Consider the following 25,387-nt stretch of genomic DNA (forward strand, 5'->3'; position numbering starts at 1 on the left):
GACAAAGATCTAAGATAATTATTTTGACGGTTGTGGCATTGATACATGTCGAGTAGATTTTTGTAGTAGAAGGGGTATGGGGGCACATGACCCGGCTGCTCCCGTTTCTGCTCGCAGCCCTGCTGATCTGCTCACTGCCGGCCATCGCGGTTCCGGGGTCGGTCGGGCCCCAGGCGGGCATCGACGGGGCCGGCGGCGAGTACGCCGCCGTCGACGCCGGATCGATCGACTGGCTCGCCCTCTCCGAGGAGCCCGCGGTGAGCGGCGACGACCACGTCACCGTCGACGTGGGCGCGACCCTCGAGGGCGACTCGGACCGGCTCGAGGCCCGCTACGACGACCATCACGTCGATGTCCGGATCGAGAACGCCGACTCCGAGGCCGAGCAGCGCGCGATCGTTCGCGAGGAGGAAGGCCGCATCGCCGCGGAGATCTCGCAGCTCCGCGAGCACGAGCGGGCCGCCTACGTGGGCTACTACGGGGGCGACATCGACGAACACGAGCTGCTCGTCGAGCTCGCGGTGGTCCACACCAACGCCGCGATGCTCGAGGAGTCGGTCTCGCGCCTCGAGGAGAGCGCCGACGAGGTGCCGGAGGTCTCCCTCGGCTCGGAGATCGGGGAGCTCGAGGTCGAGACGCTCACCATGCAGGGGCCCGTCCGCGAGCGGGTCGCGGAGATGCTGCGCGGCGAGACCGACCCCGAACGGGTCCACGTCGAGAGCGACGGCAACGGCGTCGTCCTCGCGCTCGTCGACGGCGATCAGTTCCACCGGGAGGCCTACCGCGACGACAACCGGGAGCCCGATGCCGAGGCCCAGTATGCGAGCCTCGGCCAGTCCGAGGACCGGATCGCCGAGCTCTACCCCTCGATATTCCCCGAGGCCCGCTGGAGCTACAGCGAGGTCGGCGAGAACACTCACCGCGGGATCGGGAACCACGCACAGGGGAGTCTGACGACGTATCTCGACACCGGGACCGGCGAGGTCTACCGCGAGTCCCAGACGCTCCGGCTCGGCGGGATCGACGCCACGACCGTCGGCAGCGACACCGACGAGGGCGTCGAGCTGACCGTCAGCGGGACGCTGCCCGGCGGCCCGGCGCAGGCGACGCTGACCGACGCCGAGACCGGCGACCCCCTCTCGGGCGAGATCGAACTCGACGACCGCGCCGTCGGCGAGACCGACGACGGCACCCTCTGGTTCGTCGCCCCGCGGAGCTCGGTGACGGTCACCGCCACCGTCGGGGAGGCCGAAGTCACCGTCGAGATCACCGAGGGGGTCGTGAGCCAGAGCGACATCAGCGTCTCCGGCGACGAACGTTCATAAACGATGACGGGTCCATCGGGGGCGTGGCTCGAGCGATCTCCCCGGTCATCGGCGTCGTCCTGCTGATCGCCTGTACGATCGGCCTGAGTGCCGTCGTTGGCGTGATGGCCTTCGCCTACGAGCCCGCCCAACCGGCCTCGATCGTCGTCGTCGGCGGCGAGGCCGACGCCGCGGCCGACCGGATCACGCTCACCCTCGAGCGGGGCGGCCCGCTCGACATGCGCGAGCTGTCGCTCGCCGTCGCGATCGACGGCGACCCCCTCGAGACGCAGCCGAGCTACGGAAGTCAGCGCGGGCTGTCGGGCTACCCCAACGGGGCGCTCAACCCGGGGACCGATTCAGAGTGGAACCAGGGCGAATCGACCTCCTTCGTCATCGCCGGGACGACCAACGGTCCGCATCCCGAGCCCGGGAGCGCCGTCACGGTCCGGCTCCACGAGGACGGCCTGCCGATCGCGACCGTCGAGACCACCGCCCGGTGACCCGCGTCTCCCGGCCGCTCGCGCTCACTCGGTGATGCGTGCGACGGAGGTGATCGCGATGTCGGGGTCGTAGGAGGGGCCCATCAGTCGGTGTTCGACGTCCTCGTAGCCGGCCTCGGCGAACATCCGGTCGGCCTCCTCGGCGTCGTAAAAGAGCATGATCGAGTCGGCGACCGTCTGCATGATCCCCGTCTTCGGATAGTTCGGGCCGACGACGAGCACCTCGCCGCCGGGCTTGGTGACCCGCCGGATCTCCCGGAGCGCCTCGACGGGCTCGGGCCAGTACTCGATCGAGCCCGACGACCAGACGACGTCGAAGCTGTCGTCGGCGAAGGGGAGGCGTTCGGCGTCGCCCAGATAGAACTTCACGGGGTCGTGCTTGCCGAGCTTCGCCCACGCCTTCTCGAGCTGGTGGGGGCTCTGATCGAGGCCGTGGACGTCGCTCGTCTGTCCGAGCAGCCCCTCGGTGGCGAACCCGGTCCCACAGCCGACGTCGAGCACCCGGTCGCCCTCCTCGATGTCGAGCATCGAGAGGGCCTGCCCGCGCATCTGTTCGTTCCAGATGAAGGGGTTGACTCGATCGTAGACCTTCGAGAGGTACTTGTAGAACAGCCGCGCGCGCGCCTTGTCTTCGAGGACTCCCATTGTCGCCTCGTTTGACCCGTGTTCATATAATCCCTCACACTTCCGGCCCACCGAAATACACAGGGAGGGGGCCGTCGTGCGGGTATCCATGACACGCAACGAGATCGAAGCGCCGGAGCTCACCCGCGAGGAGGTCCTCCTCGTCCCCGACGACCGGTTCTCGCCCGATTCCGTCGCGATCGTCACCGGCGCGGGCTCGGGGATCGGCCGGGCGACCGCGCTCGCGCTCGCACACAACGGCCTGACCGTCTGTGCGACCGACATCGACGAGGAGGGGCTCACGGGTACCGCCGACCGCCACGCCGACCTCGGCCTCGACGGCCGGATCGAGACCACGACCGCGGACCTGACCGACGACAGTGCTTTGGAAGCGATCGTCGAGGCCGCGAGCGCGGAGGGCGAGATCAGGTATCTCGCGAACATCGCCGGGATCCAGCACGTCGCGCCCATGGAGGAGTTCCCGATGGAGAAGTACGACCTGATGCACCGGCTGATGCTGCGCGCGCCGCTCGTCCTCTCGAAGCTGTGTCTGCCACACATGCGCGAGGCCGGCGGCGGTGCGGTCGCGAACATGTGTTCGATCCACGGCCATTACGTGACCCGGGACAAGGTCGCCTACAACGTCGTGAAGTTCGGGCTTCGCGGGCTGACCCAGTCGATCGCCGCCGAGGGCGAGGGCGACGTGCGCGCGTTCTCGTTGAGCACGGCCTACGTGAAGACGCCGCTGGTGGTGAACCAGATCGCCGACACCGCCGAGAGCCGCGGGATCACCGAGCGCGAGGTCGTCGAGGACGTGATGCTCGGCGAGGCGCGGGTCACGGAGCTGATGGACCCCGTCGAGGTGGCGAACGTCTTCGCGTTCGGGCTCTCGAAACACGGGCGCTTTCTCGACGGCGGGGACCTGCTGTTCGACGGCGGCTACACGCTGACGTACTGATCAAGCGTTACGGTTTCGCAACTACCTTATAGCCCGTCATGCAACCTTCCGACTGATTACAGCATGCCGAGGCCAGAGGTTCTGGACAGTATCAAGGAGGCCGAAGCGGAGGCCGACGAGATCGTCGCCGAGGCCGAACGCGAGCGCGAGGAGCGCATCGCCGAGGCCCGCGCCCAAGCGGAGGACATCCGCGACGAGGCGCGCGAGGAGGCGAACGAGCTCGCCGAAACACGCCTCGCCGAGGCGCGCGAGGAGATAGACGCCGAACGCGAGGAGATCCTCGCCGCCGGCGAGGAGGAACGCGAAGCCCTCGAGTCGCGTTCGGAAGGCCGCGTCGACGAGGTCGTCGAGTTCGTCGTTTCCAGGTTCGAGGAGGCGGTGCATGCTCAGACCTGAGCGAATGAGCAAGGTCTCGGTGACCGGGTCCAAGCGCGTGATGGACGAGGTCATCGAGACGGTTCATGGGCTGAAGCTGCTCCACGTCGTCGATTACGACGGCTCCTGGGCGGGCTTCGAGCCCGGCGACCCCGGCGAGGAGGCCGAGTCGATCTCCGAGACGCTCGTGACGGTGCGCTCGATCGAGAGCATCCTCGACGTCGACGAGGAGGACGCCGGCCCGAGCCGGATCGTCTCCGACGAGGAGGTCGACGCCGAGATCGCCGACGTCCGCGCCCGCGTCAACGAGCTCGACGACCGACGAAGCGAGCTCCGCGAGGAGCGCCGCGAGGTCGACGAGCGGCTCTCGTCGATGCGCCCGTTCGCGAAGCTCGGGATCGACCTCGACCTGCTCTCGGGCTACGACTCGCTCGAGACCCGGGTCGTCGAGGGCCGCGAGGATCAGATCCGGGAGGCGCTCTCGGAGGCCGAGGGGATCGAGGAGTTCGAGACCTTCGCCGAGGCCAACGTGGTCGCGCTCTTCGTCTACCCCGAGGAGGGCCACGAGGCCGTCCTCGAGGACGCGCTCGTCGGCGTCGAGGCGGCGCCGCTGACCGTTCCCGACGCCGAGACGGGCCCCGACGAGTACGTCGCGACCCTCGAGGAGCGAAAGGCCGGGATCGACGCGAAGCTCGAGGAGGTCGACGACGAGCTTGAGGAGCTGAAGCTCGACGCCGCGGGCTTCCTGCTCGCGGTCGAGGAGCAGCTCTCGATCGACGTGCAGAAGGCCGAAGTGCCGCTGTCGTTCGCGACGACCGACCGCTCGTTCATCGCCGAGGGCTGGGTCCCGACGAGCCGCTACGACGAGCTCGAGGCCGCCCTCCACGAGGAGGTCGGCGAGCACGTCGAGTGCGAGGAGCTCGCGCGCGTCGACTACGACGAGGCGGCGGCGGGTCACGGCCACGGCACCCACGACGACGAGCCCGGCGACGCGGGCGACGCCGATCGCCAGCCCGCCGCGGCCGACGGCGAGGGCGAGCCCGCGGAGGTCCGTTCGGACGGTGGACAGACGCGGAGCATGCACGGCGACGAGCCGCCGGTCGTCCAGCAGAACTCGACGGTCGTCAAACCGTTCGAGATGCTGGTCCAGGCGGTCAACCGGCCCAAGTACTCGGAGCTCGACCCGACGATCATCCTCTTCCTGACGTTCCCGACGATGTTCGGGCTGATGATCGGTGACGTCGGCTACGGCTTCCTGTATATGGCGCTCGGTTACGGTCTCTATCGGTTCTTCGAGAGCCCCGGCATCAGGAGCCTCGGCGGCGTGGCGATCTGGTGTGGGGTCTTCACGACGATCTTCGGGTTCTTCTACGGCGAGCTGTTCGGCTTCCACACCCTCTCGTACGTGTTCTGGCAGGACATCGCGGGGCTGTCGTACGCCCCGTTGGAGAAGGGTCTGGACAGTAGCTTCGCGCTGCTGTGGCTCGTGGTGAGCCTGCTGATCGGCGTGGTCCACCTCTCGCTGGGCTTTCTCTTCGGCTTCGTCAACGACCTCGAGGCCGAGGGGATCGTCCCGGCGTACCTCGACAACGCCTCGTGGATCCTGATGATCGTCGGGGTCTGGACGTGGGTGTTCAGCCACTCCGCCAGCGCGTCGAAGCCCGACTTCCTGTTCACGGTGTTCAACGGGGACCCCGTCTCGCTCGGCTTCGGCGGCTTCTCGGCCACGGTCGGGCTCGCCGGCGTCGGGCTGTTCCTGGTCGGGATGGTCTCGATGATCGCCGGCGAGATCCGCCACGAGGGGCCGATGGTCGGCGGCCTCGCCGGACTGATCGAGAGCGTCAACGCGCTCGTCCACGTCGTCTCCTATGCCCGTGTCGCCGCGGTGTTGCTCGCGAAGGCCGGGATGGCCTTCGTGGTCAACCTGCTGGTGGTCGGCGCCTACCAGGACGACGCCGGACTGCATTTCCTCGACGCCTCCACCGCCACCGCCCCGCAGGGGGCCGAACTGATGTTCCCGGGGATCATCTCGACGGACGCCGGACTCGCGGTCGCGGCGGCGACGTTCGTCGCCGGCGCGCTCGTGTTCGTCGTCGGCCACATCCTCGTCCTGATACTTGGTATCACGAGTGCCGGTCTACAGGGCGTACGCCTCGAATACGTCGAGTTCTTTGGGAAGTTTTATGACGGCGGTGGGGAGAATTACGAACCGTTCGGATACGATCGAACTCACACGACGGAGTAACACGATAACCCAACCTAATCAATGTACGAAGCTACCAACGCACTGGCGGACACGATGATCGCACTACAAGCAGAGAACGGCGGCCCGGCCCTCGACGCCGAGGGTGCGGCGGCGCTGGCGGTCGGTCTCGCGGCGCTGGCCGCGGGCTACGCGGAGCGTGGCATCGGGAGCGCGGCGATGGGCGCGATTGCGGAGGATCGCAGCCTCTTCGGGCTGGGACTGGTCCTTACGGTCCTGCCGGAGACGCTCGTGATCCTCGCGCTGGTCGTCGTGTTCGTCGTCGGTTAAACCGCCCTTTCCCTTCATCAATGAGTTTAGAAACGGTCGTCGAGGACATTCGGGAGGAAGCCCGCGCGCGTGCCCGCGATATCGAGCAGGACGCCGACGAGCGCGTCGACGCGATCATCGCCGACGCCGAGGAGGAGGCCGAGGAGATCCGCCTCGAGCGCCAGCGTGAGGTCGAGCGCGAGATCGCCCAGGAGCGCGAGCAGCGCCTCTCGAGTGCGAACCTCGAGGCCAAACAGAAACGCCTCGAAGCCCGCCGGAACGTCCTCGAGGACGTCCGCGGACGGGTCGAGGAATCGATCGCGTCGATCGACGGCGAGCGCCGCGAGGAGCTCACCGACGAACTGATCGCAGCGACCGCGGCGGAGTTCGACGAGGGGGCGTCGGTCGAGGTCTACGGACGGACCGACGACGAGGCGCTCATTGCCGCGCTGCTCGAATCCTACGACGGCTACACGTACGCCGGCGAGTACGACTGTCTGGGCGGCGTCGTCGCCGAGAGCGAGGGATCGCGGATCCGCGTGAACAACACGTTCGATTCGGTGCTCGAGACGGTCTGGGAGGACAACCTCAAAGAGGCTAGCGACCGTCTGTTCGAGCAATGAGCCCCAGAACGCGAACGATCGGGAGTTCGAACCCGGAGTACGTGAACGCCCGCGTTCGGGCTCGCCGCGCCGCGCTGTTCGACGACGAGGAGTATCGCAAGCTGGTCCGGATGGGCCCCAGCGAGATCGCACGGTTCATGGAGGAGACGGAGTACGACGAGGAGATCAACGCGCTCGGCGCGCGCCACAGCGGCGTCGACCTGATTGAGTACGCGCTGCATACGAACCTCGCGAAACACTTCGACGACCTGCTTCGCTGGGCCGAGGGACGGCTCTACGAGTTCATCGCGAACTACCTGCGGAAGTTCGACGCCTGGAACGTCAAGACGATCATCCGCGGGATCTACGCCGACGCCGACCACGAGGAGATCGAGTCCGACCTGATCCGCGCGGGCGAGTTCTCCGATCGGGAGCTCGACCGGCTGCTCGAGGCGAACTCGATCGAACAGGTCGTCGAGGGGCTCCACGGAACGATCTTCGAGGAACCCCTCCAGAGGGCCTACGAGGACTACGAGGAGACCGACACCCTCGTGCCCCTCGAGAACGCCACCGATCGGACCTACTATGAGCACATCCTCGACAACGTCGGTCGGGTGAGCCACGAGCCCGACGACCCGGTCGCCCAGTACGTCGAGTTCCTGCAGGCCGAGATCGACTTCCGGAACGCCCGCAACGCGCTGCGGCTCGCGCGGACGGGCGCGGACATCGATCCCGGCGAGTACTTCATCGAGGGCGGGACGCTGTTCGAGCAACGGGAGATGTCCGGGCTCGTGGCGAACCGCGACGAGCTGCTCGGGCGCATCGAGGAGAGCAAGTACGGGAGCCGGCTGGCCGACCCGCTGACGCAGCTGCGCGAGGCGGAAAGCCTGATCGCATTCGAGCACGCGCTCGATACGGCGCTGTCGGCGTACGCCGACCGGCTCGCCAACCGGTACCCGATGACGGTCGCCTCGGTGCTGTCGTACATCCTCGCCAAGGAGCGCGAGGTCGACAACATCCGGGCGATCGCCCGCGGACGGGAGGCCGGACTGAGCGAGGAGGAGATCACGGAGGAGCTGGTGATCCTATGAGTCAGGAGATCGCAGTCATCGGCAGTCCCGAGTTCACGACCGGCTTCCGACTGGCCGGGGTGCGCGTCTTCGAGAACGTCCCCGACGAGCGGAAGGACGAGGAGCTCGACGAGGCCGTCTCGAACGTGCTTCGAAACGACGACGTCGGCATCGCGATCATGCACGAGGACGACCTCGACCACCTGCCCCGGAAGCTCCGACAGAACGTCGAGACGAGCGTCGAACCGACGTTCGTCATGCTCGGCGGCGGCGCGGGCAGCGGCGGGCTGCGCGAGAAGATCAAGCGCGCGATCGGTATCGACCTGATGGACGAAGACAACTGAACTACGATATATGAGCCAAGCAACACAGACCGACATCGACGTCGTCAGCGAGGGTCGGATCGAGAGCGTGAGCGGTCCCGTCGTGACCGCGATCGACCTCGACGCCCGAATGAACGACGTCGTCTACGTCGGCGCGGAAGGGCTGATGGGCGAGGTCATCGAGATCGAGGGCAACATCACGACGATCCAGGTCTACGAGGAGACCTCGGGCATCAGCCCCGGCGGCCCAGTACAGAACACCGGCGAACCACTGAGCGTCGACCTCGGACCGGGGATGCTCGACACCATCTACGACGGCGTTCAGCGCCCGCTGGACGTCCTCGAGTCGCGGATGGGCGCCTTCCTCGACCGCGGGGTCGACGCGCCGGGCATCGACCTCGAGGAGACCTGGGAGTTCACGCCCGAAGTGGACGTGGGCGACGACGTCGAGGCCGGCGACATCATCGGCACCGTCCCCGAGACCCCGAGCGTCGACCACAAGGTGATGGTGCCGCCCGACTCGGAGGGCGGCGAGGTCACCGCGATCGAGGCCGGCGAGTTCGACGTCACCGAGACGGTCGCCGAGCTCGACACCGGTGAAGAGATCGCCATGCGCCAGGAGTGGCCGGTCCGAGAGGCCCGTCCCTCCGCCAACAAGCGCTCGCCCGACCGCCCGCTGGTGACCGGCCAGCGCGTCCAGGACGGGCTGTTCCCGCTCGCGAAGGGCGGGACGGCGGCGATCCCGGGTCCCTTCGGCTCCGGAAAGACCGTCACCCAGCAGTCGCTCGCGAAGTTCTCGGACGCGGACATCGTCGTCTACATCGGCTGTGGCGAGCGGGGCAACGAGATGACGGAGGTCATCGACGACTTCCCGGACCTGCCGGACCCCCAGACGGGCAACGCGCTGATGGCCCGGACCTGCCTCATCGCGAACACCTCGAACATGCCCGTCGCGGCCCGCGAGTCCTGCGTCTATACGGGGATCACGATCGCGGAGTTCTACCGCGACATGGGCTACGACGTCGCGCTGATGGCCGACTCGACCTCGCGGTGGGCAGAGGCCATGCGCGAGATTTCCTCGCGACTGGAGGAGATGCCCGGCGAGGAGGGCTATCCGGCCTACCTCGCCGCGCGCCTCTCGCAGTTCTACGAGCGTGCGGGGCTGTTCGACAACATCAACGGCACCCAGGGCTCGATCTCGGCGGTCGGCGCCGTCTCGCCGCCGGGCGGGGACTTCTCCGAGCCCGTCACGCAGAACACGCTGCGCATCGTCAAGACGTTCTGGGCGCTCGACGCGGACCTGGCCGAACGCCGGCACTTCCCGTCGATCAACTGGAACGAGTCCTACTCGCTGTACAAGGACCAGCTCGACGACTGGTTCATCGAGAACGTCGCGGGCGACTGGCCCGAGACCCGCCAGTGGGCGGTCGACGTCCTCGACGAGGAGAGCGAGCTCCAGGAGATCGTCCAGCTCGTCGGTAAGGACGCCCTGCCGGAGGACCAGCAGCTCACCCTCGAGGTGGCGCGCTACCTCCGCGAGGGCTTCCTCCAGCAGAACGCGTTCCACGACGTCGACCAGTTCTCGCCGCCGGAGAAGAGCTACCTGATCTGGAAGGCGATCAAGACCTTCAACGACGAGGCGTTCGCGGCCCTCGAGGCCGGCGTGCCCGTCGAGGAGATCACCGCCATCGACGCCGCCCCGCGGCTCAACCGGATCGGGACCCAGGAGGACTACGAGGCGTACATCGAGGAGCTCCAGGAAGACATCGAAGCGGAACTCAGGGAGAAATACTGATGAAAGAATACCAGACTATCACCGAGATCAGCGGCCCGCTCGTCTTCGCGGAGATCGACGAGCCCGTCGGCTACGACGAGATCGTCGAGATCGAGACGCCCGGCGGCGAGGTAAAGCGCGGCCAGGTGCTCGAATCCGAGAGCGACATCGTCGCGATCCAGGTGTTCGAGGGCACAACCGGGATCGACCGGAAAGCTTCAGTTAGATTCCTCGGCGAGACGATGAAGATGCCCGTCACCGAGGACCTCCTCGGGCGGGTGCTCGACGGCTCGGGCAACCCGATCGACGGCGGCCCCGAGATCGTTCCCGAGGAGCGCCAGGACATCGTCGGTGCGGCGATCAACCCCTATGCCCGGGAGTATCCCGAGGAGTTCATCCAGACCGGGGTTTCGGCGATCGACGGCATGAACACGCTCGTCCGGGGCCAGAAGCTGCCGATCTTCTCGGCGTCCGGACTGCCGCACAACGATCTCGCGCTGCAGATCGCGCGGCAGGCGACCGTGCCGGAGGAGTCGGCCGAGGACGAGGCGACCGACGAGCCCGGCAGCGAGGAGGGCGGCGAGCTCGGCGAGGGCGAGGAGGACGAGGGCAGCGAGTTCGCGGTGATCTTCGGCGCGATGGGGATCACCGCCGAGGAGGCGAACGAGTTCATCGATGACTTCGAGCGCACGGGCGCGCTGGAGCGCTCGGTCGTCTTCATGAACCTCGCGGACGACCCCGCAGTCGAGCGCCAGGTCACCCCGCGACTCGCGCTCACCACGGCAGAATACCTCGCCTTCGAGAAGGGCTATCACGTGCTCGTGATCCTCACGGACATGACCAACTACTGTGAGGCGCTCCGGGAGATCGGCGCGGCTCGCGAGGAGGTCCCGGGTCGACGTGGCTACCCCGGCTACATGTACACCGACCTCGCCCAGCTCTACGAGCGGGCGGGCCGGATCAAAGGCCGTGAGGGCTCGGTCACGCAGATCCCGATCCTGACGATGCCCGGCGACGACGACACCCACCCGATCCCGGACCTGACGGGCTACATCACCGAGGGCCAGATCGTGATGGATCGAGACCTGAACAGCCAGGGGATCGAGCCGCCGGTGAACGTGCTTCCCAGCCTCTCGCGGCTGATGGACGACGGGATCGGCGAGGGCCTCACCCGCGAGGACCACGGCGACGTTTCCGACCAGATGTACGCCGCCTACGCGGAGGGCGAGGACTTGCGCGACCTGGTGAACATCGTCGGCCGCGAGGCCCTCTCCGAGCGGGACAACAAGTTCCTCGACTTCGCGGACCGTTTCGAGGAGGAGTTCGTCCAGCAGGGCTACGAGACCAACCGCGACATCGACGAGACGCTCGATCTGGGCTGGGAGCTGCTGGGCATGCTGCCCAAGACCGAGCTCAACCGGATCGACGAGGAGCTCATCGAGCAGTACTACCCCGAGGACGCGACGGAGGACGAGGACCCCGAAGCGGTCGGCGTCGAAGCCGACGACTAGTCGTCGGCGTTCAGGTCGCCTCCGGCTCTCCGCTCCCTTCTGTTTTCCCCATTTTCTGTTTCGACTCTCGAGCGTCGCTACTCGGCGTCGCCCGGCTCGTCGTCGGGCAGCCCGCGCTGGAGGACGAACGGGCCGAAGTCCGCGGCGGTTCGGCGCGCGACGGTTGCGATCCTGAGCACGTAGACGATCAGCACGGCGAAGGGGCTGAACAGCGCCGTGATCGTCGCGCTCACGACGACCGCGTAGACGTACGGGTGGAACTCGAGCGCGAGCAGGTTGCCGTAGGCGAGGACGACGAACCCGCCGCCCAGAAGCGTCGGGAAACCGACGTAGAGCAGCACCTTCGAGAGGTCCGCGAGCTCCTGTTGCATGTGGACCGTCTTGAAGTACTGGCGTGCGACGTGGACGTCCTGGAGCAGCTCCTCGAGGCGGTCGAGCTGGCGGTCGGCGGCCTCCGAGAGCTCGTCGACGTAGTTCTCCTGGATCCTGCGTATCACCTGGAGCTGCCAGGGATCGTCGTAGTCGATGATGACCCCGATGACTTCGAACGTCCCGAACGTCGCGTCCTCTAGGGTCTTCACGGCGGCCTCGTCCCTGGGCTCCGTGGTCTCGACGTAGTCGTCGATCTCGTCTTGGAGCTCGGGCGAGGCGTCGGCACACACCTCTCGGAGGCCGAGTGCCGTCTGTCGTTTCTTCGCGATCAGGACCTGGAGGAACTCCGAGGGCTCGGCCGGAGTCGGACGGACCCCGGTGTGGTTTTCGATGCCGCGTCGGTACTCGCGCGTCTCCTCGAGGCGCTCGAAGAACGTCCCCGTCGTCCCGAACTCCTCGGAGAGGATCAGCTGGTTGATCGCGAGCACCACCGTGATGAAGGGGAGCATCCCGCCGATCAGCGCGCCGGCGAGTTCGGTGACGTCGCCCGCCTCGGAAGGGGTGATGAGTCCGCTCCGGATGAGCAACAGCGACACGACGAACACGACGACGAGCAGCCCGCCCGAGAGCAGCCCGCGGTGGCCGTCGAGGTAGATCCACCGCGTGAGCCCCTCGACGTTCAGCCGCTCACCGAGGCCCGGATCCGGCTGGGACTCCGGCGGATCGTCCCCGTCCCGGGTCTCGCTCGTCTCGCCCATACCCCGATACCGATCCCCGAACGGAAAGGACCCCGGGTCGGTCGTCGGCACGCGTCCGTTCGCGGGCGACCTCAGTCCTGGTCGTTCCAGGCGTGGCCGCGGAGCTTCGATGGCTCCGACGGGCGCGGGTCGTCGGTACCCGTCCCGAGGCGGGCCGCTAGCCCGCTCGCGAGCTGCTCGTAGTTGATGATCGCGAAGCCCGCGAACACCACGAGGAAGCCGGCGGCGGTCGTCGCGGTGATCGCCTCGCCCAGCACCGCCCAGCCGCCGATCGCGGCGACGACCGGGACGAGGTAGAACGCGAGGTTCGCCCTGGTCGCACCGATGTCGTCGATGAGCCCGAAGTAGACGACGTACGCGAGCACGCCCGAGAAGACGGCCACGTAGCCGAGCGCGATCAGCGCGCCGGGGGTCCACTGGATGGCCGAGAGCTGCTCGCCGCGCAGCCCGGCCAGCAGGTGACAGAGCGCCGCGCCGAGCGGCAGCCCCCAGGCGATCCGAACGGTGCTCGGCATCGTCGAGTCGACCCGCCGGATGAGCACGCCGCCCAGCGCGACCGCGACCGCGCCGACCAGCAGTACGAGATGGCCGATCCCGGCGCTCGCGAGCAGGCCCGCGGGGTTCAGCTCCATGACGACCGCCACGCCGACGAGCGCGACGACCATCCCGACGGCCTCGACCGGCGCGAGGCGTTCGTCCGAGAGCAGGACCGCCGCGAACACCGGCGTCAGGATCGGGCTGAGGCTGAAGATGACGGAGGCGACGGCGCTGGTGACGTACTGCTGGCCCATGAAGATCATCGCGTTGGCGAGCCCGACCGTCAGCAGGCCGGCGGCGGCGATTCCCGCGAGATCGGCGCGCGACTCAGGCAGCCACTGCTCGCGGGGCAGCGCCAGCACGACGTAGCCGAGCAGCAGTATCGCCGCGATGTCGAACCGGATCGCGACGAACAGCAGCGGGGGCATGTACTCGAGGCCCGCCTTCGCGGCAACGAACGTCCCTCCGAAGAACACCGCCGTCGCGAGGAAGGCGACGACGCTGCGGGTCGTCGAGTCTATCGCCCCCACCTCCCTTTGCCGACGAAACGAATCATTCTCGACTCGAAGTAGGCCTCTCATACGTTTATATGTGTCCAGAAATAACTTCATTAAGTGAACGTAAGTACACGGCACGACGGAATATCGGACGGTGAAACGGTTTCACGGTACGAAACCGTTTTGTGGAGCTGTCGTCCAGGTCGTGTATGAAGTCGGCGCTCGCGGAGATCGAGTTCCTCGCCCTGTCGTCGAACCGCGTCGCTGTGCTGGAGGCGCTTGCCGATGGGCTCCACACGCGAAGCGAGCTCGCCGACGCCACGGGCGCCTCCCAGCCGACGCTCGGGCGGATCCTGCGGGATCTCGAGGAGCGCCGGTGGATCGCGCGGGCCGACGGCGGGTACGAGGCGACGGCGACGGGGAGGATGGTCGCCGAGGGGATGACGGACCTGCTCGCCATCGTCGAGACCGAGGCGAAGCTGCGGCCGGTGATGGAGTGGCTCCCGACCGAGTCGATGACGTTCGACCTCGGGCGGCTTCGCGACGCGACGATCACCGTCCCGAGCAGGACGCGACCGAGCGCGCCGGTGAAACGCGTGAACGAGGCGCTCGGGCGCGCCGAGGACGTGCAGGTCTGCTCGCACGCGTTCAACGAGGGGACCTTGGAGACCGTCCGCGAGCGGGTCGTCGACGGCCGGCAGCGCTTCGACGGGGTGCTCTCGCGGGCCGCGATCGACGCGCTCGCGGAGGACGACTCGCTGCGGGCCGGCCTGCGCGAGCTCGTCGCCGCCGAGGGCGCGACGATCCGCCGCCACCCCGAGGAGATCCCGATCGCGATCACGATCGCCGACGGTCGGGTCCTCCTCCTCGTGCGCGACGACGACGGCGTGTTGCAGGCGTCGATCGACACCGACGATCCGGAGGTGGTGTCGTGGGCGCGATCGGTCTACGAGGAACACTGGGAGGCGGCGACGCCCGTCGAGGCCGACGAGCTCTAGGCCGATCGACTGAAAAGGATTAACAGCGTTCGCGTACAATCCCCGCCTAATGGCCAAGGACGTCAAACCGACTCGGAAGAACCTGATGGCGATCGAGGATCGCATCGACCTCTCCGAGCGCGGCCACGACACCTTAGAGAAGAAGCGCGACGGGCTGATCATGGAGTTCATGGACATCCTCGATCAGGCCCAGGACGTCCGTTCGGACCTCGATCAGGACTACGAGCGCGCCCAGCGCACCCTCGACATGGCCCGCGCGATGGAGGGCGACGTCGCGATCCGCGGCGCGGCCGAAGCGCTCAAGGAACACCCCGAGATCACGCTCCAGTCGAAGAACATCATGGGCGTGGTCGTTCCACAGATCGAGTCCACGCGAGTCAAGAAGGGCCTCGACCAGCGGGGCTACGGCGTGCTCGGCTCCTCGGCGCGAATCGACGAGGCCGCCGACGCCTACGAGGAGCTGCTCGAGACGATCATCCTCGTCGCGGAGGTCGAGACGGCGATGAAGAAGATGCTCGACGAGATCGAGACGACCAAACGCCGCGTCAACGCCCTGGAGTTCACCCTGCTGCCCACGCTCTACGATAACCAGGAGTTCATCGAGCAGAAGCTCGAGGAGCAGGAGCGCGAGGAGATCTTCCGCATGAAGAAGATCAAGGACAAGAAGGAACGCGAGGAAGAGGAGGAGGACGAGCCCGACGTCACCGAGGGCGCGCCGATCCCCGCCGACGACTGATCCGCTCGCCGACTGACCCCTTTCTGAGTCCCTCTCTCACATGTCCTGTCCGACCTGCGGCGGCGAGCCCCTGTTCGTTCCGGCCCCGGAGCTCGGCGCGTATCTCCCCGGCGAGCCCCGGGTCGTCGCCGTCTGTCGGACCTGTCTCACCGTTACGCCGACCGAAGCCGACGCGACCGACGACCCCGAATCGGTCGCGGAGCTCTCGAACGCGCTTCCCGACGACCCCGACGCCGCGCTCGCGATGGCGCTCGTGGTGACGCTCTGTGAGTCGCTCGCGCTCTACCGGGCCGAGCTCGAGGAGCTCGTGACCCGCGTCGAGCGCGCGGGGACCGACCCGCTTCTGGCGCTCGACTACCTAGCCGACGATCCCGATCTGGCGATCGCGCTCGACGTCGAGCGCCGCCGGCCGCAGCTGGTCCAGCTGCTCGAATAGGCTCGAATAGGCGGCGACAGGAAGAACGTGGCCGGTCAGACGCCGGTCTCGTAGCGCAGGATGCCCGCGATCCCGCCGAAGGCGTCGTGGAGCTGCTCGCCCTTCTCGAAGTCCGTCGAGATGAACTTGGGCTCGGTCCCGCGCTGTTCGGCGATCGCGATCAGGTGCTCGATCACGTCCTCGCGCTCTACGACCTCCGCCTCGGAACCGTCCTCGCAGGTGTGTTCGGGCGTCGAGTTGCGCTGGTCGACGACCTCGTACTCCTCGACGTCGCCACAGTCGTAGACGACGACGTCCTTGCGGAGGTCCTCGCTGATCAGCAGCCGGTCGACCGACCCCATCACGAGGTTCCGGCGGGTGGGCTCGAAGCCGTAGGTCGCGAGCCCGCCGTCGTGGAGCTGTTTGAAGAACTCCTCCATCTGGTTCTTGTCCTTCATCACCTCGGCGTCCGCCAGCGCCTCCTCGGCGGCGTCGACCAGGTCGTAGAGCCCCGACTCGTCGGTGTAGGAGACGTCGAACTTGCCCAGCACCTGGTCCTGGAGCTCGTGGTGGAGGTAGTCGCCGTCGAGGAACTCGTCCTTCGTCGGCGAGGGGCCGCCGACGAGGATACCCTCGAGGTCGTGGCGCTCGGGGACGAACAGGTCGTTGGCCATCCCCGCGACCTCCTGGTAGAAGTTGTCGATGGCCTCGAGGCGGAGCCGGGCGAAGCGCTGTGCGGACTGGCCACCCTTTCGCTGCTTGCCGGGTACGAGCGAGGAGGCGCTCTTGACGGGTTCGACGCGCTTGCCCCGGAGCCAGCCGACGTTGGCCTCCCGGCGGTCGAGGACGACCAGGCCGTACAGGCCCTGGTCGGCGAGCATGTGTTCGAGGGGTTCGGTCAGGAAGTCCGAATCGCAGTGATAGCGGAAGGACTCGACGGGCTGGGGCGGGCTCTCGAGCACCCGGGTGATCATCTCGGTCTGGCCGCCGCCCGAGTCGACCGCGCCCGAGAACAGCACCATCCCGTTCTCCGGCGGGAAGTTGCCGTAGTACTTCAGGCGGTCCTTGATGCTCGTCAGGGCGTCCTGGACGTTCGTTCGGGTCTGCTTTGACTTGATGTTCGACGCCTCGCTGTGCTCCTGGGTGACGTGGGCGGCCACGTCGGAGATCTGTCTGTCCTCGGGAACGTAGATCGTCACCAGCTGGGTGCCCGACCCCTCGAAGTCGTTGAGCTCCTCGATGACCCGCCTGAACTCGTATTTCTTCCTGTCGGACTCCTCGATGTCCTGACCACTCATTACCGTTTCTAGCCCCGCCAACCGGTAAGTACCCTTTGACCGGCCGTGTCCGCCCTCAGCCCGCGAGCAGCTCGCGATACGCCTCCGTGAGGAAGATCTCCTCACAGCTGTACCGAAACGTCCCGACGGACCGGGGCGGGCTCTCGAGGGTCGCCTCGATCCACTCGTCGTCGACCCGCCCGCAGAACAGCGCCATCCCGTTCTCGGGCGGCGTGTCGTACTCCGTGAGGCGGTCCTGCAGCCGGACGAGCGCCCCCTCGACGTGCTGGCGACGTTCCTCCGACAGCTCCCCGGCCTCGGCGTGCTCGTCGCCCAGGAAGACGATCACCTCGTCGACGAGCCGCTCCGGGGGGACGTAGACCGACACCAGCCGCGGGTCGTCGGTCGAACACCGCCCGAGCCGGTCGAGGACGGCGTCCGGATCGTCGGGGTTCATCGGACGTGATACGTGAACAGCCGTCAAGGGTCTTGTGGCCTCACATCGACTCGGGTGCCTCGACCCCGAGCACCCACAGCGCGTTCGCGATCGTGTGGCGGGCGGCCGCCACGAGCGCGAGGCGAGCCTCGGTCAACGCCTCGTCGTCGGTGAGCACCTGGCACTCCCGGTAGAAGGCGTTGAACGTCTCGGCGAACTCGCGGGTGTAGGTGGCGACCTGGTGGGGCTGGCGGTCGCCGGCGGCGGACTCGACCACGGCAGGGAACCGGGCGATCACCTCGATCAGGTCGCGTTCCTCCTCGCTCTCGAGCAGCGCGGGATCGACCGCACCGGGCTCGCGATCGGCCTCGCTGAGGATCCCACACGTGCGTGCGTGGACGTACTGGACGTAGGGCGCCGACTGGGCCTCGAAGTTCAGCGCGCGATCCCACTCGAAGGTGATCGCCTTCGAGGGCTGTTTCGAGACGATGTCGTAGCGGACGGCGCCGATCCCGACCTGGCGGGCGATCCGCTCGACGTCGTCCTCGTCCAGGTCGTCGTCGCGGATCCGGTCGTCCATGCGGGTCTCGACCTCCTCTCGTGCGCGCGCGACCGCCTCGTCGAGCAGGTCGTCGAGGTCGATCCCCGTCCCCGCGCGCGTGCTCATCTTCCCTTCGGGGAGGTTGACGTAGGAGTAAAAGACCGAATCCAGCCGGTCGGTGTCGTTGCCCAGCAGGTCGAGCGCCGCCGCGAGCTGCTGGGCCTGGAGCTTGTGGTCCTCGCCGAGGACGGTGACGGCGCGGTCGTAGTTATCGAACTTCCACTCGTGGTGGGCCAGGTCGCGGGTCGTGTAGAGCGAGGTGCCGTCCGAGCGCAGGAAGACGAGGTTCTTCTCGAAGTCGGGCAGGTCGAGCTGCCAGGCCTCCTCCTCGTAGACGGCTTCGTCGAGGGCCTTGAGCCGCTCGACCAGGTCGTCGGTGCTGCCGTCCCGGATGAAGCGGGTCTCCTTGACGAACTCGTCGAACTCGGCTGGCAGGCGAGCGAGGGACTCGCGCATCCCGCCCAGCACCCTATCGACGACGCTGCCGACGCGCTCGTAGGCCTCCTCGTCGCCCTCCTCGAGGCCCTGCATGATCGACTGGATCTCGGCCTCCGCGGCCTCGACCTCCTCCTCCGATCCTTCCTCCAGCACCCGGTTGCCCTTCCGGTAGTAGCGCACCAGCTCGTAGTCGCTCTTCTCGCGTTCGGGCTCGGGCAGGTCGTCCTCGTCGAACGTCTCGTAGGCCCAGGTGAACACCGCCATCTGCCGGCCGGCGTCGTTGACGTAGTAGTGGCGGTCGACGTCGTTGCCCGCGAAGTCGAGCAGGCGGGCGATCGCGTCGCCGATGATCGGGTTTCGCGCCCGGCCGACGTGGACCGGCCCCGTCGGATTGGCGCTGGTGTGCTCGACGACGACCTCCCGCCCGGTGGGTTCAAGCCGGCCATAACCGTCCTCGCGGGCGGCCTCGAGGGTCCCCCCGTAGTAGGCGTCGCTCGCGTGGAAGTTGACGTACGGGCCCTGCTGGGTCGCGCCGGCGAGCAGCTCGTAGCCCTCGACCTCGATCGCGTCGACGAGGTCGGCGGCGACCGCCCCAGGGGCCTTTTCGGCCTCGCCAGCCAGCCGGAAGGCGACGCTCGAGGCCAGCACCGCCTCGACGTCTTCGGGGGGCTCTTCGATCGCGAGCTCGGCCGTCGGAAGCGAGAGCGCCGAGAGCGCCTCCGAAAGCGCGTCTTCGGCGTCCGCACGAAGCGCGAGGAACATACCCGCCGTTCAGGATCGGCGGATAAAGCCGTTTTCAATCGTCGAGGTCCGCGAGGTCGCCGTCGGTCTCGAGGGCCGTCAGACAGTCCCAGACGCTGTAGGCGTCCTCCTCGTCCCGGCAGGGGAACACTCGCCGGAGCTCCTCTTCGACGTGGACGGCGATACAGATGACCGGGAAGACGATCTCGCGGATCTCGCCCCGCTCGTGCTCCTGGAAGAACGGTTCGATGGAGTGTCCCATCTCCCCGGCCCGTTCTTTGAGTGCCTCGAAGGTGGCCACCGCCTCGGCGTCGTCGCCGTTCCGGACGGCGACCCGGGCCTCCCAGTGTCGAACGCGCAGGTCGGCGATCAGCTCGTCGTCGGCCAGGCGCTCGGCCCGTTCGATCACCTCCTCCTGGCGCTCGCGGGCCGGAAACGGCGTCGACGACCGGAGGTAGACGGTCAGCTCGGGTCGCGTATTCGGTTGGCTCATGTCTGCCCCACCCACGGTACGTGGTCACGATACTGTTGGACAGCCAACTACAAAACTGCGGGGGCTACTCGGGCATCTCGTCGATGAGGACGACCGCCTCGCCGTCGATCAGCTCGTTGCCGTCGGCGTCGGTCACCCGCGCGGTCAGGCGGTACTTCTCGTCCCCGAGGTCCTCGACGATCTCACAGCGCGCGGTCAGCACGGCGCCGATCCGTGCGGGCCCCTTGAACTCCATGTTCTCCGAGAGGTAGATCGTCAGTCCCGGGAGGCGCGCGAGGGCGGCGCTGATCAGCCCGGCGACCAGGGTTCCGTGGACGATCCGCCCGCCGAAGCGCGACTCGCTGGCGAACCCCTCGTCGAGATGCAGCCGGTTGGTGTCGCCGCTCGCTTGCGCGAAGGCGTGGACGTCCGCGTCGGTCACCGGCTTGGTGAACTCGACGTACTCGCCGACACCGAGCTCCTCGCGGGTCTCGACCGAGCGCTCCATCGTCCAGTCGGGAAGGCCGTGCGCCAGCGAGGGGATCGGCGCCGGATCTCGCTCGCTTCCGGCCGGCGAGGAGAGCCCCATTCCGGCGAGGAACGCCCGGTTAGCCTCGACGTAGCTGTTGACGGCGTGCTTCGAGGCGTCAGACCAGGAGTCGACGAACTCCGTCACGGGGGTCTCCCCCTCGTCGGAGCTCCCGCTCATCGTCCCTCCCCTACACTGCGGTCGGGAATCGGGCGACACACGGACTTCGAGGTATGATCCATGGTCACAAATAGTCCACGAGCACCTTAAGTACATTGAACCTAAGCGCGGGGCTTTTCACCCCGCCCGTCCAACGACGGTTCCATGAGCGGGCCCAAGCAGGTGTCCTCGCCGGACTACCACAGCGAGAACCACACCGCCGCCCAGACCTGCGGGTGGACCGCGAACGCGCTGCGGGGCGAGGGCAAGTGCTACAAGTACGCCTTCTACGGGATCGAGTCCCACCGCTGCATCCAGATGACGCCCGTCGTCAAATGCAACGAGCGCTGTGTCTTCTGCTGGCGCGATCACCGGGGCCACGCCTACGAACTGGGCGACGTGGAGTGGGACGATCCCGAGGCCGTCGTCGACGCGAGCCTCCGCCTCCAGAAGAAGCTGCTCTCGGGGTTCGGCGGCAACGACGAGGTCCCGCGCGAGGTCTTCGAGGAGGCGATGGAACCGCGCCACGTCGCGATCAGCCTCGACGGCGAGCCCACCCTCTACCCCTATCTCCCCGAACTCATCGACGCCTTCAGTGATCGAGGAATCACCACCTTCCTCGTTTCCAACGGAACGGATCCCGAGATGCTCTCGCGGTGTGACCCCACGCAGCTCTACGTCAGCGTCGACGCCGCCGAGCGCGCGACTTTCGACGACGTCGTGCGCGCGGTCGAGGACGACGCCTGGGAACGCCTGATCGACACGCTCGACGTACTGGCGGAGAAGGACGAGACACGAACCGTGCTTCGCACCACGCTCGTCGGCGGCGAGAACATGCGCGACCCCGACTGGTACGCCGCCCTCTACGACCGCGCGGACCCCGATTTCGTCGAGCTCAAGGCCTACATGCACGTCGGCCACTCACAGGGCCGTCTCGACCGAAGCGCGATGCCCGACCACGAGGACGTCGTTGCGTTCGCCGAAGACGTGAGAGAACATATGCCCGAACACGACTACATCAACGACGTGCCGGCCTCGCGGGTCGCGCTCCTCTCGCGCGACGAGGACACCTGGGTGCCGAAGCTCAGGAAGGACAGCGAGTTCTGGGAGGACGATCCGCTCGCGGCCGACTAGCATCCCAGATACGTTACGCATCCCACATCCGATACGCTTATACGGGCAACTCCCGGAGTGGTGGGTATGTCACGGACCGTGACCCGAGACGTGGGTCAGGACGAGCTCGCCGCCCTCCGACAGTTGGGACTCGACGGCGCGCTCTCGGGGGAAACGAAGATCTCGTGTTCCGCGCTCGCGGACCGGCTCGAGACCTCGAGCCAGACCGCCTCGCGGCGCCTGCAGGCGCTCGAGGCGGCCGACCTGATTGCCCGCGAGACTGTCACGGACGGCCAGTGGATCGCCGTCACCGGCGAGGGCGAGCGCGCGCTGCGCGCGGAGTACGACGCCTACCGGCGGCTGTTCGAGGAGCGATCGAGCGTCGACCTCGAGGGGTTCGTCACCGGGGGGATGGGCGAGGGCAAACACTACATCTCGCTGCCGGGTTACATGGCCCAGTTCGAGGAAAAACTGGGCTACGAGCCGTTCCCCGGCACCCTGAACGTGGACCTGACCGAAGAGAGCGTGCGCCGGCGTGCCGCCCTGGAGGCGCTCGAGCCGGTCCACATCGACGGCTGGGAGGACGAGGATCGGACCTACGGCCCATGTGTCTGCTATCCGGCGACGATACTCGCCGACGGCGAGTACGACGGGGCCCACGTCATCGCGCCCGAACGGACCCACCACGACGAGGACCAACTGGAGGTGATCGCGCCCGCCAAACTACGCGATGAGCTCGGGCTGGACGACGACGACCGGATCACCGTCCGCGTGGAGGAGAAATGACCCAGCGACAGACGCGTTCGGCCCAGCGGGCCATCGAGGCGTTCCGCGAGGGCTCCCCGGTGTTGATCCACGACGCCGACGACCGCGAGGGCGAGACCGACCTGATCTACCCCGCCGGCGGGGTCGATCCCGAGGACGTCGCGCGGATGCGAAACGACGCCGGCGGGCTGGTCTGTGTCGCGCTTTCGTCGAACGTGGCCGACGCCCTTTCGCTCCCGTTCGTCCAGGACGTCCTCGACCACCCGGCGGCGAACGACCACGAGCTGGCCTACGACGACCGCTCGTCGTTCTCGTTGACCGTCAACCATCGCGATACCCGAACGGGGATCACCGACGCCGACCGCGCGCTGACGATCACCGCGCTCGCGGAGGCCGCCGCGGACCCCGATCCCGAGGCGTTCGCCGAGACCTTTCGGGCGCCGGGCCACGTCCACCTGCTTCGGGCCGCCGAGGGCCTCCTCGAGGAGCGCGAGGGCCACACGGAGTTCGGCGTCGCGCTCGCCGACGCGGCGGACCTGCCGCCCGCGGTCGTGGTCTGCGAGATGCTCGACGACCACACGGGAGAGGCGCTCTCGCCGGACGACGCGCGGGCCTACGCCGAGCGCCACGACCTCCCCTATCTCGAGGGTCGGGAGCTGTTCGCCGGCCTCGACCGATAGCGACCCCCGGAAACCGCACACTCATTACGGAGGGATTCGACGGGTCGGATATGGGATTCGACGACATGGACGTCGATACGATCTGGATGGACGGCGAGTTCGTCGACTGGGAGGACGCACAGATCCACGTCCTCAGCCACGGGCTGCACTACGGCACCGGCGTCTTCGAGGGGATCCGCTGTTACGACACCGAGGAGGGCCCCGCGATCTTCCGCTGGGACGAACACGCCGAACGCCTCTACGACTCGGGCCAGCCCTACGGCCTCGAGATCGACCACGAGCCCGAGGAACTCGAGGAGGCGACCAAGGAGCTGATCCGCCGCCAGGAGATGGAGTCGTGTTACATCCGCCCGATCGCCTTCTACGGCTACGACAGCCTGGGCGTGAGCCCCGGGGACTGCCCGACCCGGGTGGCGATCGCCGCCTGGCCCTGGGGCGCGTATCTCGGCGAGGACGCTCTCGAAAAGGGCGTCGACGTGAAGGTCTCCTCGTGGCGCAAACACGCCTCCAGCCAGATCCCGACGAACGCGAAGACGACGGGCCTGTACGTCAACAGCCTGCTCGCGGGCGAGGAGGCCCGGAGCCACGGTTACGTCGAGGCACTCGTGTTGAACAAGGAGGGAAACGTCGCCGAAGGCCCCGGCGAGAACCTCTTTCTGGTCCGCGACGGCGAGCTCTACACCCCCGGGCTCTCGGAGGGTATTCTGGACGGCATCACCAGAAACAGCGTGATCACCATCGCCCGCGATCTGGGCTATACGGTCCACGACCAGGCGTCGATCAGCCGCGGGGAGCTGCACACCGCCGACGAGCTGTTCTTCACCGGCACCGCCGCGGAGGTCACCCCGATCAAGAAGGTCGACAACGTCACCGTCGGCGAGCGGGGTCCCGTCACCGAGGAGATCCAGACCCGCTTTTTCGACGTGATCGAGCGGCGCACCGACAACTACGACGACTGGTTCAGCTACGTCTGAAACCCCCTTCCGTCGTGGGATCATAACCCCGGATATGGTTCTCTCGGATCGGGAGCGGGCGTACGTCGAACGCGCGCGGGTGGCCCGCCTGGCGACCGCCGACGACCGCGGTCGTCCACAGGTCGTCCCCGTCTGTTTCGCGCTGGTCGACGGGGCCGTCGTCTCGGCGGTCGACGAGAAGCCCGCGGAGGCGGGCGAGCAGCTCAGACGGGTACGGGACGTCGAATCCAACCCCTTCGTCTCGCTGGTGGTCGATCACTACCGCGAGGACTGGGACCGCCTCGGCTGGGTCCAGCTCCGCGGGTGGGCGACGGTCCTGAAGCCCGGCGCCGACGGTCGGGAGGCGGCGATCGGGGCGCTGCGCGGGAAGTACGAGCAGTACGAGGACCACGCGCTGGAGGAGCGGCCGCTGGTGTGGATCGAACCGGGTCACGCGGTCTCGTGGGGCGACCTCCGGTAGCTACCGGCCGACCCACTTCAGGACCAGCAGGGTCCCCTCGAAGAGGCCGGCCATCGTCAGCGCGATGATGATCGGCGCCATGCCGGTCGGGTCGGGACTGGAGATGAACGCGAGCCCGAGGAACGCGCCCCAGAAGTAGAGCCTCTTGTCGGCGAGCCAGTCCCGCGTCGTGATCCCCATCATGATCGCGAGCATGATGATCAGCGGGATCTGGAAGACGATCGCGAGATACGCGATCAGGATCAGCATCAGCCCGAACGTATCGCCCAGCCCGAAGGCGATCGCGCCGGCGTCCTGCGAGTAGGTCAGGAAGTAGGTGAAGATCGCGGGCAGCACGACGAAGTACGCGAACAGCACGCCGACCACTGCGAGGACGAGGCTGGTCGGCACGGCCGCGAGGTAGTACTTCCGTTCGTTGCGGTAGAGGCCGGGGCGCATGAACCGGTAGGTCTGATAGACCATCACGGGTAAGGCGACGATCAACCCCGCGAGACTGGCGACCTTGATGCGCGCGAAGATGAACTCGAGGGGACCGTAGACGCGAGGTTGGGCGATCTCGCCCTCCGGCAGCACGGAGTACCAGAGGAAGGTGATCGCCTGATCGGCAAGCGGGAAGACGACGATGCTGACCGAGCCGGCGATGACGATGACGATCGCCAGCCGTTTTATCATCTCCTCGATGTGATCGGCGAGGGGCATCTCCTGATCCTCGGTGGGCGCGGAGATGCCGCCGACGTCGGTTTCGGCATCGTCGGCCGTGGCAGCCGCCGTGGACGTTCCGCCGTCCGTGGCGACCCGCTCGTCGCTCGCGCGATGCTCGCCCATTCACCAGAGTGTACGTGTCCCCGCGGTTATAGGCTTTCTTGAACGCCC

Annotated in this window: 28 protein-coding genes; 19 read left to right on the forward strand and 9 right to left on the reverse strand. The window is 67.5% G+C overall.

Features of this window, described 5'->3' with window-relative positions; genetic code table 11:
* The first annotated feature begins 86 nt into the window (after positions 1-86).
* Together WOA58_RS10495 and WOA58_RS10500 are read left to right on the forward strand one after the other, a co-directional pair.
* The gene (locus tag WOA58_RS10495) at positions 87-1,325 is read left to right on the forward strand and encodes a DUF7096 domain-containing protein (RefSeq protein ID WP_340604145.1); all 1,239 of its coding nucleotides are present in this window, start codon (positions 87-89) and stop codon (positions 1,323-1,325) included.
* A 23-nt stretch (positions 1,326-1,348) separates the two neighbouring features.
* A complete protein-coding gene (locus tag WOA58_RS10500) occupies positions 1,349-1,807 on the forward strand; it encodes a type IV pilin N-terminal domain-containing protein (protein WP_340604146.1) in 459 nt (152 codons plus the stop codon).
* 24 nt (positions 1,808-1,831) lie between these two features.
* Here the strand turns inward: WOA58_RS10500 and WOA58_RS10505 are convergent, their stop codons facing one another.
* Positions 1,832-2,452 carry a methyltransferase domain-containing protein gene (locus WOA58_RS10505; protein WP_340604147.1) on the reverse strand — a complete coding sequence of 207 codons (621 nt, stop codon included), beginning with the start codon at positions 2,450-2,452 and terminating at the stop codon, positions 1,832-1,834.
* Positions 2,453-2,540: 88 nt separating this feature from the next.
* Between WOA58_RS10505 and WOA58_RS10510 the strand changes: the two genes are divergently transcribed.
* The 9 genes from WOA58_RS10510 (at position 2,541) to WOA58_RS10550 (ending at position 11,556) form a co-directional block, all read left to right on the forward strand.
* On the forward strand, positions 2,541-3,389 hold the full coding sequence (locus tag WOA58_RS10510; protein ID WP_340604148.1) for an SDR family NAD(P)-dependent oxidoreductase: 849 nt from the start codon (positions 2,541-2,543) through the stop codon (positions 3,387-3,389).
* A 63-nt stretch (positions 3,390-3,452) separates the two neighbouring features.
* A complete protein-coding gene (gene ahaH, locus WOA58_RS10515; protein ID WP_340604149.1) occupies positions 3,453-3,785 on the forward strand; it encodes an ATP synthase archaeal subunit H in 333 nt (110 codons plus the stop codon).
* Positions 3,772-6,009: a V-type ATP synthase subunit I gene (locus tag WOA58_RS10520; protein ID WP_340604151.1), complete on the forward strand. Its 2,238-nt coding sequence runs from the start codon at positions 3,772-3,774 to the stop codon at positions 6,007-6,009. Before ahaH ends, WOA58_RS10520 begins: the two co-directional genes overlap by 14 nt.
* A 21-nt stretch (positions 6,010-6,030) precedes the next feature.
* Positions 6,031-6,297, forward strand: a complete 267-nt coding sequence (locus WOA58_RS10525) for a F0F1 ATP synthase subunit C (protein ID WP_390220885.1) — start codon at positions 6,031-6,033, stop codon at positions 6,295-6,297.
* 20 nt (positions 6,298-6,317) lie between these two features.
* The gene (locus tag WOA58_RS10530) at positions 6,318-6,899 is read left to right on the forward strand and encodes a V-type ATP synthase subunit E (RefSeq protein WP_340604152.1); all 582 of its coding nucleotides are present in this window, start codon (positions 6,318-6,320) and stop codon (positions 6,897-6,899) included.
* Positions 6,896-7,969, forward strand: a complete 1,074-nt coding sequence (locus WOA58_RS10535) for a V-type ATP synthase subunit C (RefSeq protein WP_340604153.1) — start codon at positions 6,896-6,898, stop codon at positions 7,967-7,969. The genes WOA58_RS10530 and WOA58_RS10535 overlap by 4 nt, the downstream gene beginning before the upstream one ends.
* Positions 7,966-8,292, forward strand: coding sequence for a V-type ATP synthase subunit F (locus WOA58_RS10540; protein ID WP_340604154.1), 327 nt, complete (start codon positions 7,966-7,968; stop codon positions 8,290-8,292). The genes WOA58_RS10535 and WOA58_RS10540 overlap by 4 nt, the downstream gene beginning before the upstream one ends.
* A gap of 10 nt (positions 8,293-8,302) precedes the next feature.
* Complete coding sequence (locus tag WOA58_RS10545) at positions 8,303-10,066, forward strand: V-type ATP synthase subunit A (RefSeq protein ID WP_340604155.1); 1,764 nt, start codon at positions 8,303-8,305, stop codon at positions 10,064-10,066.
* The gene (locus WOA58_RS10550; protein WP_340604156.1) at positions 10,066-11,556 is read left to right on the forward strand and encodes an ATP synthase subunit B; all 1,491 of its coding nucleotides are present in this window, start codon (positions 10,066-10,068) and stop codon (positions 11,554-11,556) included. Before WOA58_RS10545 ends, WOA58_RS10550 begins: the two co-directional genes overlap by 1 nt.
* Before the next feature lie 77 nt (positions 11,557-11,633).
* On the opposite strand, the gene WOA58_RS10555 is transcribed toward WOA58_RS10550, so the two are convergent.
* Together WOA58_RS10555 and WOA58_RS10560 are read right to left on the reverse strand one after the other, a co-directional pair.
* Positions 11,634-12,686 carry a hypothetical protein gene (locus WOA58_RS10555; RefSeq protein ID WP_340604157.1) on the reverse strand — a complete coding sequence of 351 codons (1,053 nt, stop codon included), beginning with the start codon at positions 12,684-12,686 and terminating at the stop codon, positions 11,634-11,636.
* A 71-nt stretch (positions 12,687-12,757) separates the two neighbouring features.
* The gene (locus WOA58_RS10560) at positions 12,758-13,753 is read right to left on the reverse strand and encodes a DMT family transporter (RefSeq protein ID WP_340604158.1); all 996 of its coding nucleotides are present in this window, start codon (positions 13,751-13,753) and stop codon (positions 12,758-12,760) included.
* 176 nt (positions 13,754-13,929) lie between these two features.
* Between WOA58_RS10560 and WOA58_RS10565 the strand changes: the two genes are divergently transcribed.
* From WOA58_RS10565 to WOA58_RS10575, 3 genes are read left to right on the forward strand one after another with little or no spacing between them, the layout of a single operon-like run.
* A complete protein-coding gene (locus WOA58_RS10565; RefSeq protein WP_340604159.1) occupies positions 13,930-14,718 on the forward strand; it encodes a helix-turn-helix transcriptional regulator in 789 nt (262 codons plus the stop codon).
* Between the two features lie 49 nt (positions 14,719-14,767).
* Entirely contained in the window at positions 14,768-15,454 is a 687-nt protein-coding gene (locus WOA58_RS10570) for a V-type ATP synthase subunit D (RefSeq protein WP_340604160.1), read from the forward strand.
* Between the two features lie 40 nt (positions 15,455-15,494).
* The gene (locus WOA58_RS10575) at positions 15,495-15,890 is read left to right on the forward strand and encodes a DUF6276 family protein (protein ID WP_340604161.1); all 396 of its coding nucleotides are present in this window, start codon (positions 15,495-15,497) and stop codon (positions 15,888-15,890) included.
* A gap of 35 nt (positions 15,891-15,925) precedes the next feature.
* Here the strand turns inward: WOA58_RS10575 and prf1 are convergent, their stop codons facing one another.
* The 5 genes from prf1 to WOA58_RS10600 form a co-directional block, all read right to left on the reverse strand.
* Positions 15,926-17,167, reverse strand: a complete 1,242-nt coding sequence (prf1, locus tag WOA58_RS10580; protein WP_340604162.1) for a peptide chain release factor aRF-1 — start codon at positions 17,165-17,167, stop codon at positions 15,926-15,928.
* 55 nt (positions 17,168-17,222) lie between these two features.
* The gene (locus tag WOA58_RS10585; RefSeq protein WP_340604163.1) at positions 17,223-17,603 is read right to left on the reverse strand and encodes a hypothetical protein; all 381 of its coding nucleotides are present in this window, start codon (positions 17,601-17,603) and stop codon (positions 17,223-17,225) included.
* Positions 17,604-17,643: 40 nt separating this feature from the next.
* The gene (gene argS / locus WOA58_RS10590; RefSeq protein WP_340604164.1) at positions 17,644-19,383 is read right to left on the reverse strand and encodes an arginine--tRNA ligase; all 1,740 of its coding nucleotides are present in this window, start codon (positions 19,381-19,383) and stop codon (positions 17,644-17,646) included.
* A gap of 34 nt (positions 19,384-19,417) precedes the next feature.
* Positions 19,418-19,855, reverse strand: a complete 438-nt coding sequence (locus WOA58_RS10595; protein ID WP_340604165.1) for an HTH domain-containing protein — start codon at positions 19,853-19,855, stop codon at positions 19,418-19,420.
* Between the two features lie 64 nt (positions 19,856-19,919).
* On the reverse strand, positions 19,920-20,543 hold the full coding sequence (locus WOA58_RS10600) for a MaoC family dehydratase (RefSeq protein ID WP_340604166.1): 624 nt from the start codon (positions 20,541-20,543) through the stop codon (positions 19,920-19,922).
* A 144-nt stretch (positions 20,544-20,687) separates the two neighbouring features.
* Between WOA58_RS10600 and twy1 the strand changes: the two genes are divergently transcribed.
* The 5 genes from twy1 to WOA58_RS10625 all read left to right on the forward strand — a co-directional run bounded on the left by twy1 (position 20,688) and on the right by WOA58_RS10625 (position 24,514).
* Positions 20,688-21,656 (forward strand): 4-demethylwyosine synthase TYW1, encoded by a 969-nt coding sequence (gene twy1 / locus WOA58_RS10605; protein ID WP_340604168.1) that lies wholly within the window; start codon positions 20,688-20,690, stop codon positions 21,654-21,656.
* A gap of 66 nt (positions 21,657-21,722) precedes the next feature.
* A complete protein-coding gene (locus tag WOA58_RS10610) occupies positions 21,723-22,421 on the forward strand; it encodes a DUF120 domain-containing protein (RefSeq protein ID WP_340604169.1) in 699 nt (232 codons plus the stop codon).
* Positions 22,418-23,080 carry a 3,4-dihydroxy-2-butanone-4-phosphate synthase gene (gene ribB / locus WOA58_RS10615; RefSeq protein WP_340604170.1) on the forward strand — a complete coding sequence of 221 codons (663 nt, stop codon included), beginning with the start codon at positions 22,418-22,420 and terminating at the stop codon, positions 23,078-23,080. Before WOA58_RS10610 ends, ribB begins: the two co-directional genes overlap by 4 nt.
* Before the next feature lie 50 nt (positions 23,081-23,130).
* Positions 23,131-24,054 carry a branched-chain amino acid transaminase gene (locus tag WOA58_RS10620; protein ID WP_340604171.1) on the forward strand — a complete coding sequence of 308 codons (924 nt, stop codon included), beginning with the start codon at positions 23,131-23,133 and terminating at the stop codon, positions 24,052-24,054.
* Between the two features lie 34 nt (positions 24,055-24,088).
* The gene (locus tag WOA58_RS10625) at positions 24,089-24,514 is read left to right on the forward strand and encodes a TIGR03668 family PPOX class F420-dependent oxidoreductase (RefSeq protein WP_340604173.1); all 426 of its coding nucleotides are present in this window, start codon (positions 24,089-24,091) and stop codon (positions 24,512-24,514) included.
* On the opposite strand, the gene tatC is transcribed toward WOA58_RS10625, so the two are convergent.
* The gene (gene tatC, locus WOA58_RS10630; RefSeq protein WP_340604174.1) at positions 24,515-25,339 is read right to left on the reverse strand and encodes a twin-arginine translocase subunit TatC; all 825 of its coding nucleotides are present in this window, start codon (positions 25,337-25,339) and stop codon (positions 24,515-24,517) included. It abuts the gene before it with no gap.
* Between the last annotated feature and the right edge of the window lie 48 nt (positions 25,340-25,387).

Origin of the sequence: Halalkalicoccus tibetensis (genome assembly GCF_037996645.1) — an archaeon.
GTDB lineage: Archaea > Halobacteriota > Halobacteria > Halobacteriales > Halalkalicoccaceae > Halalkalicoccus > Halalkalicoccus tibetensis.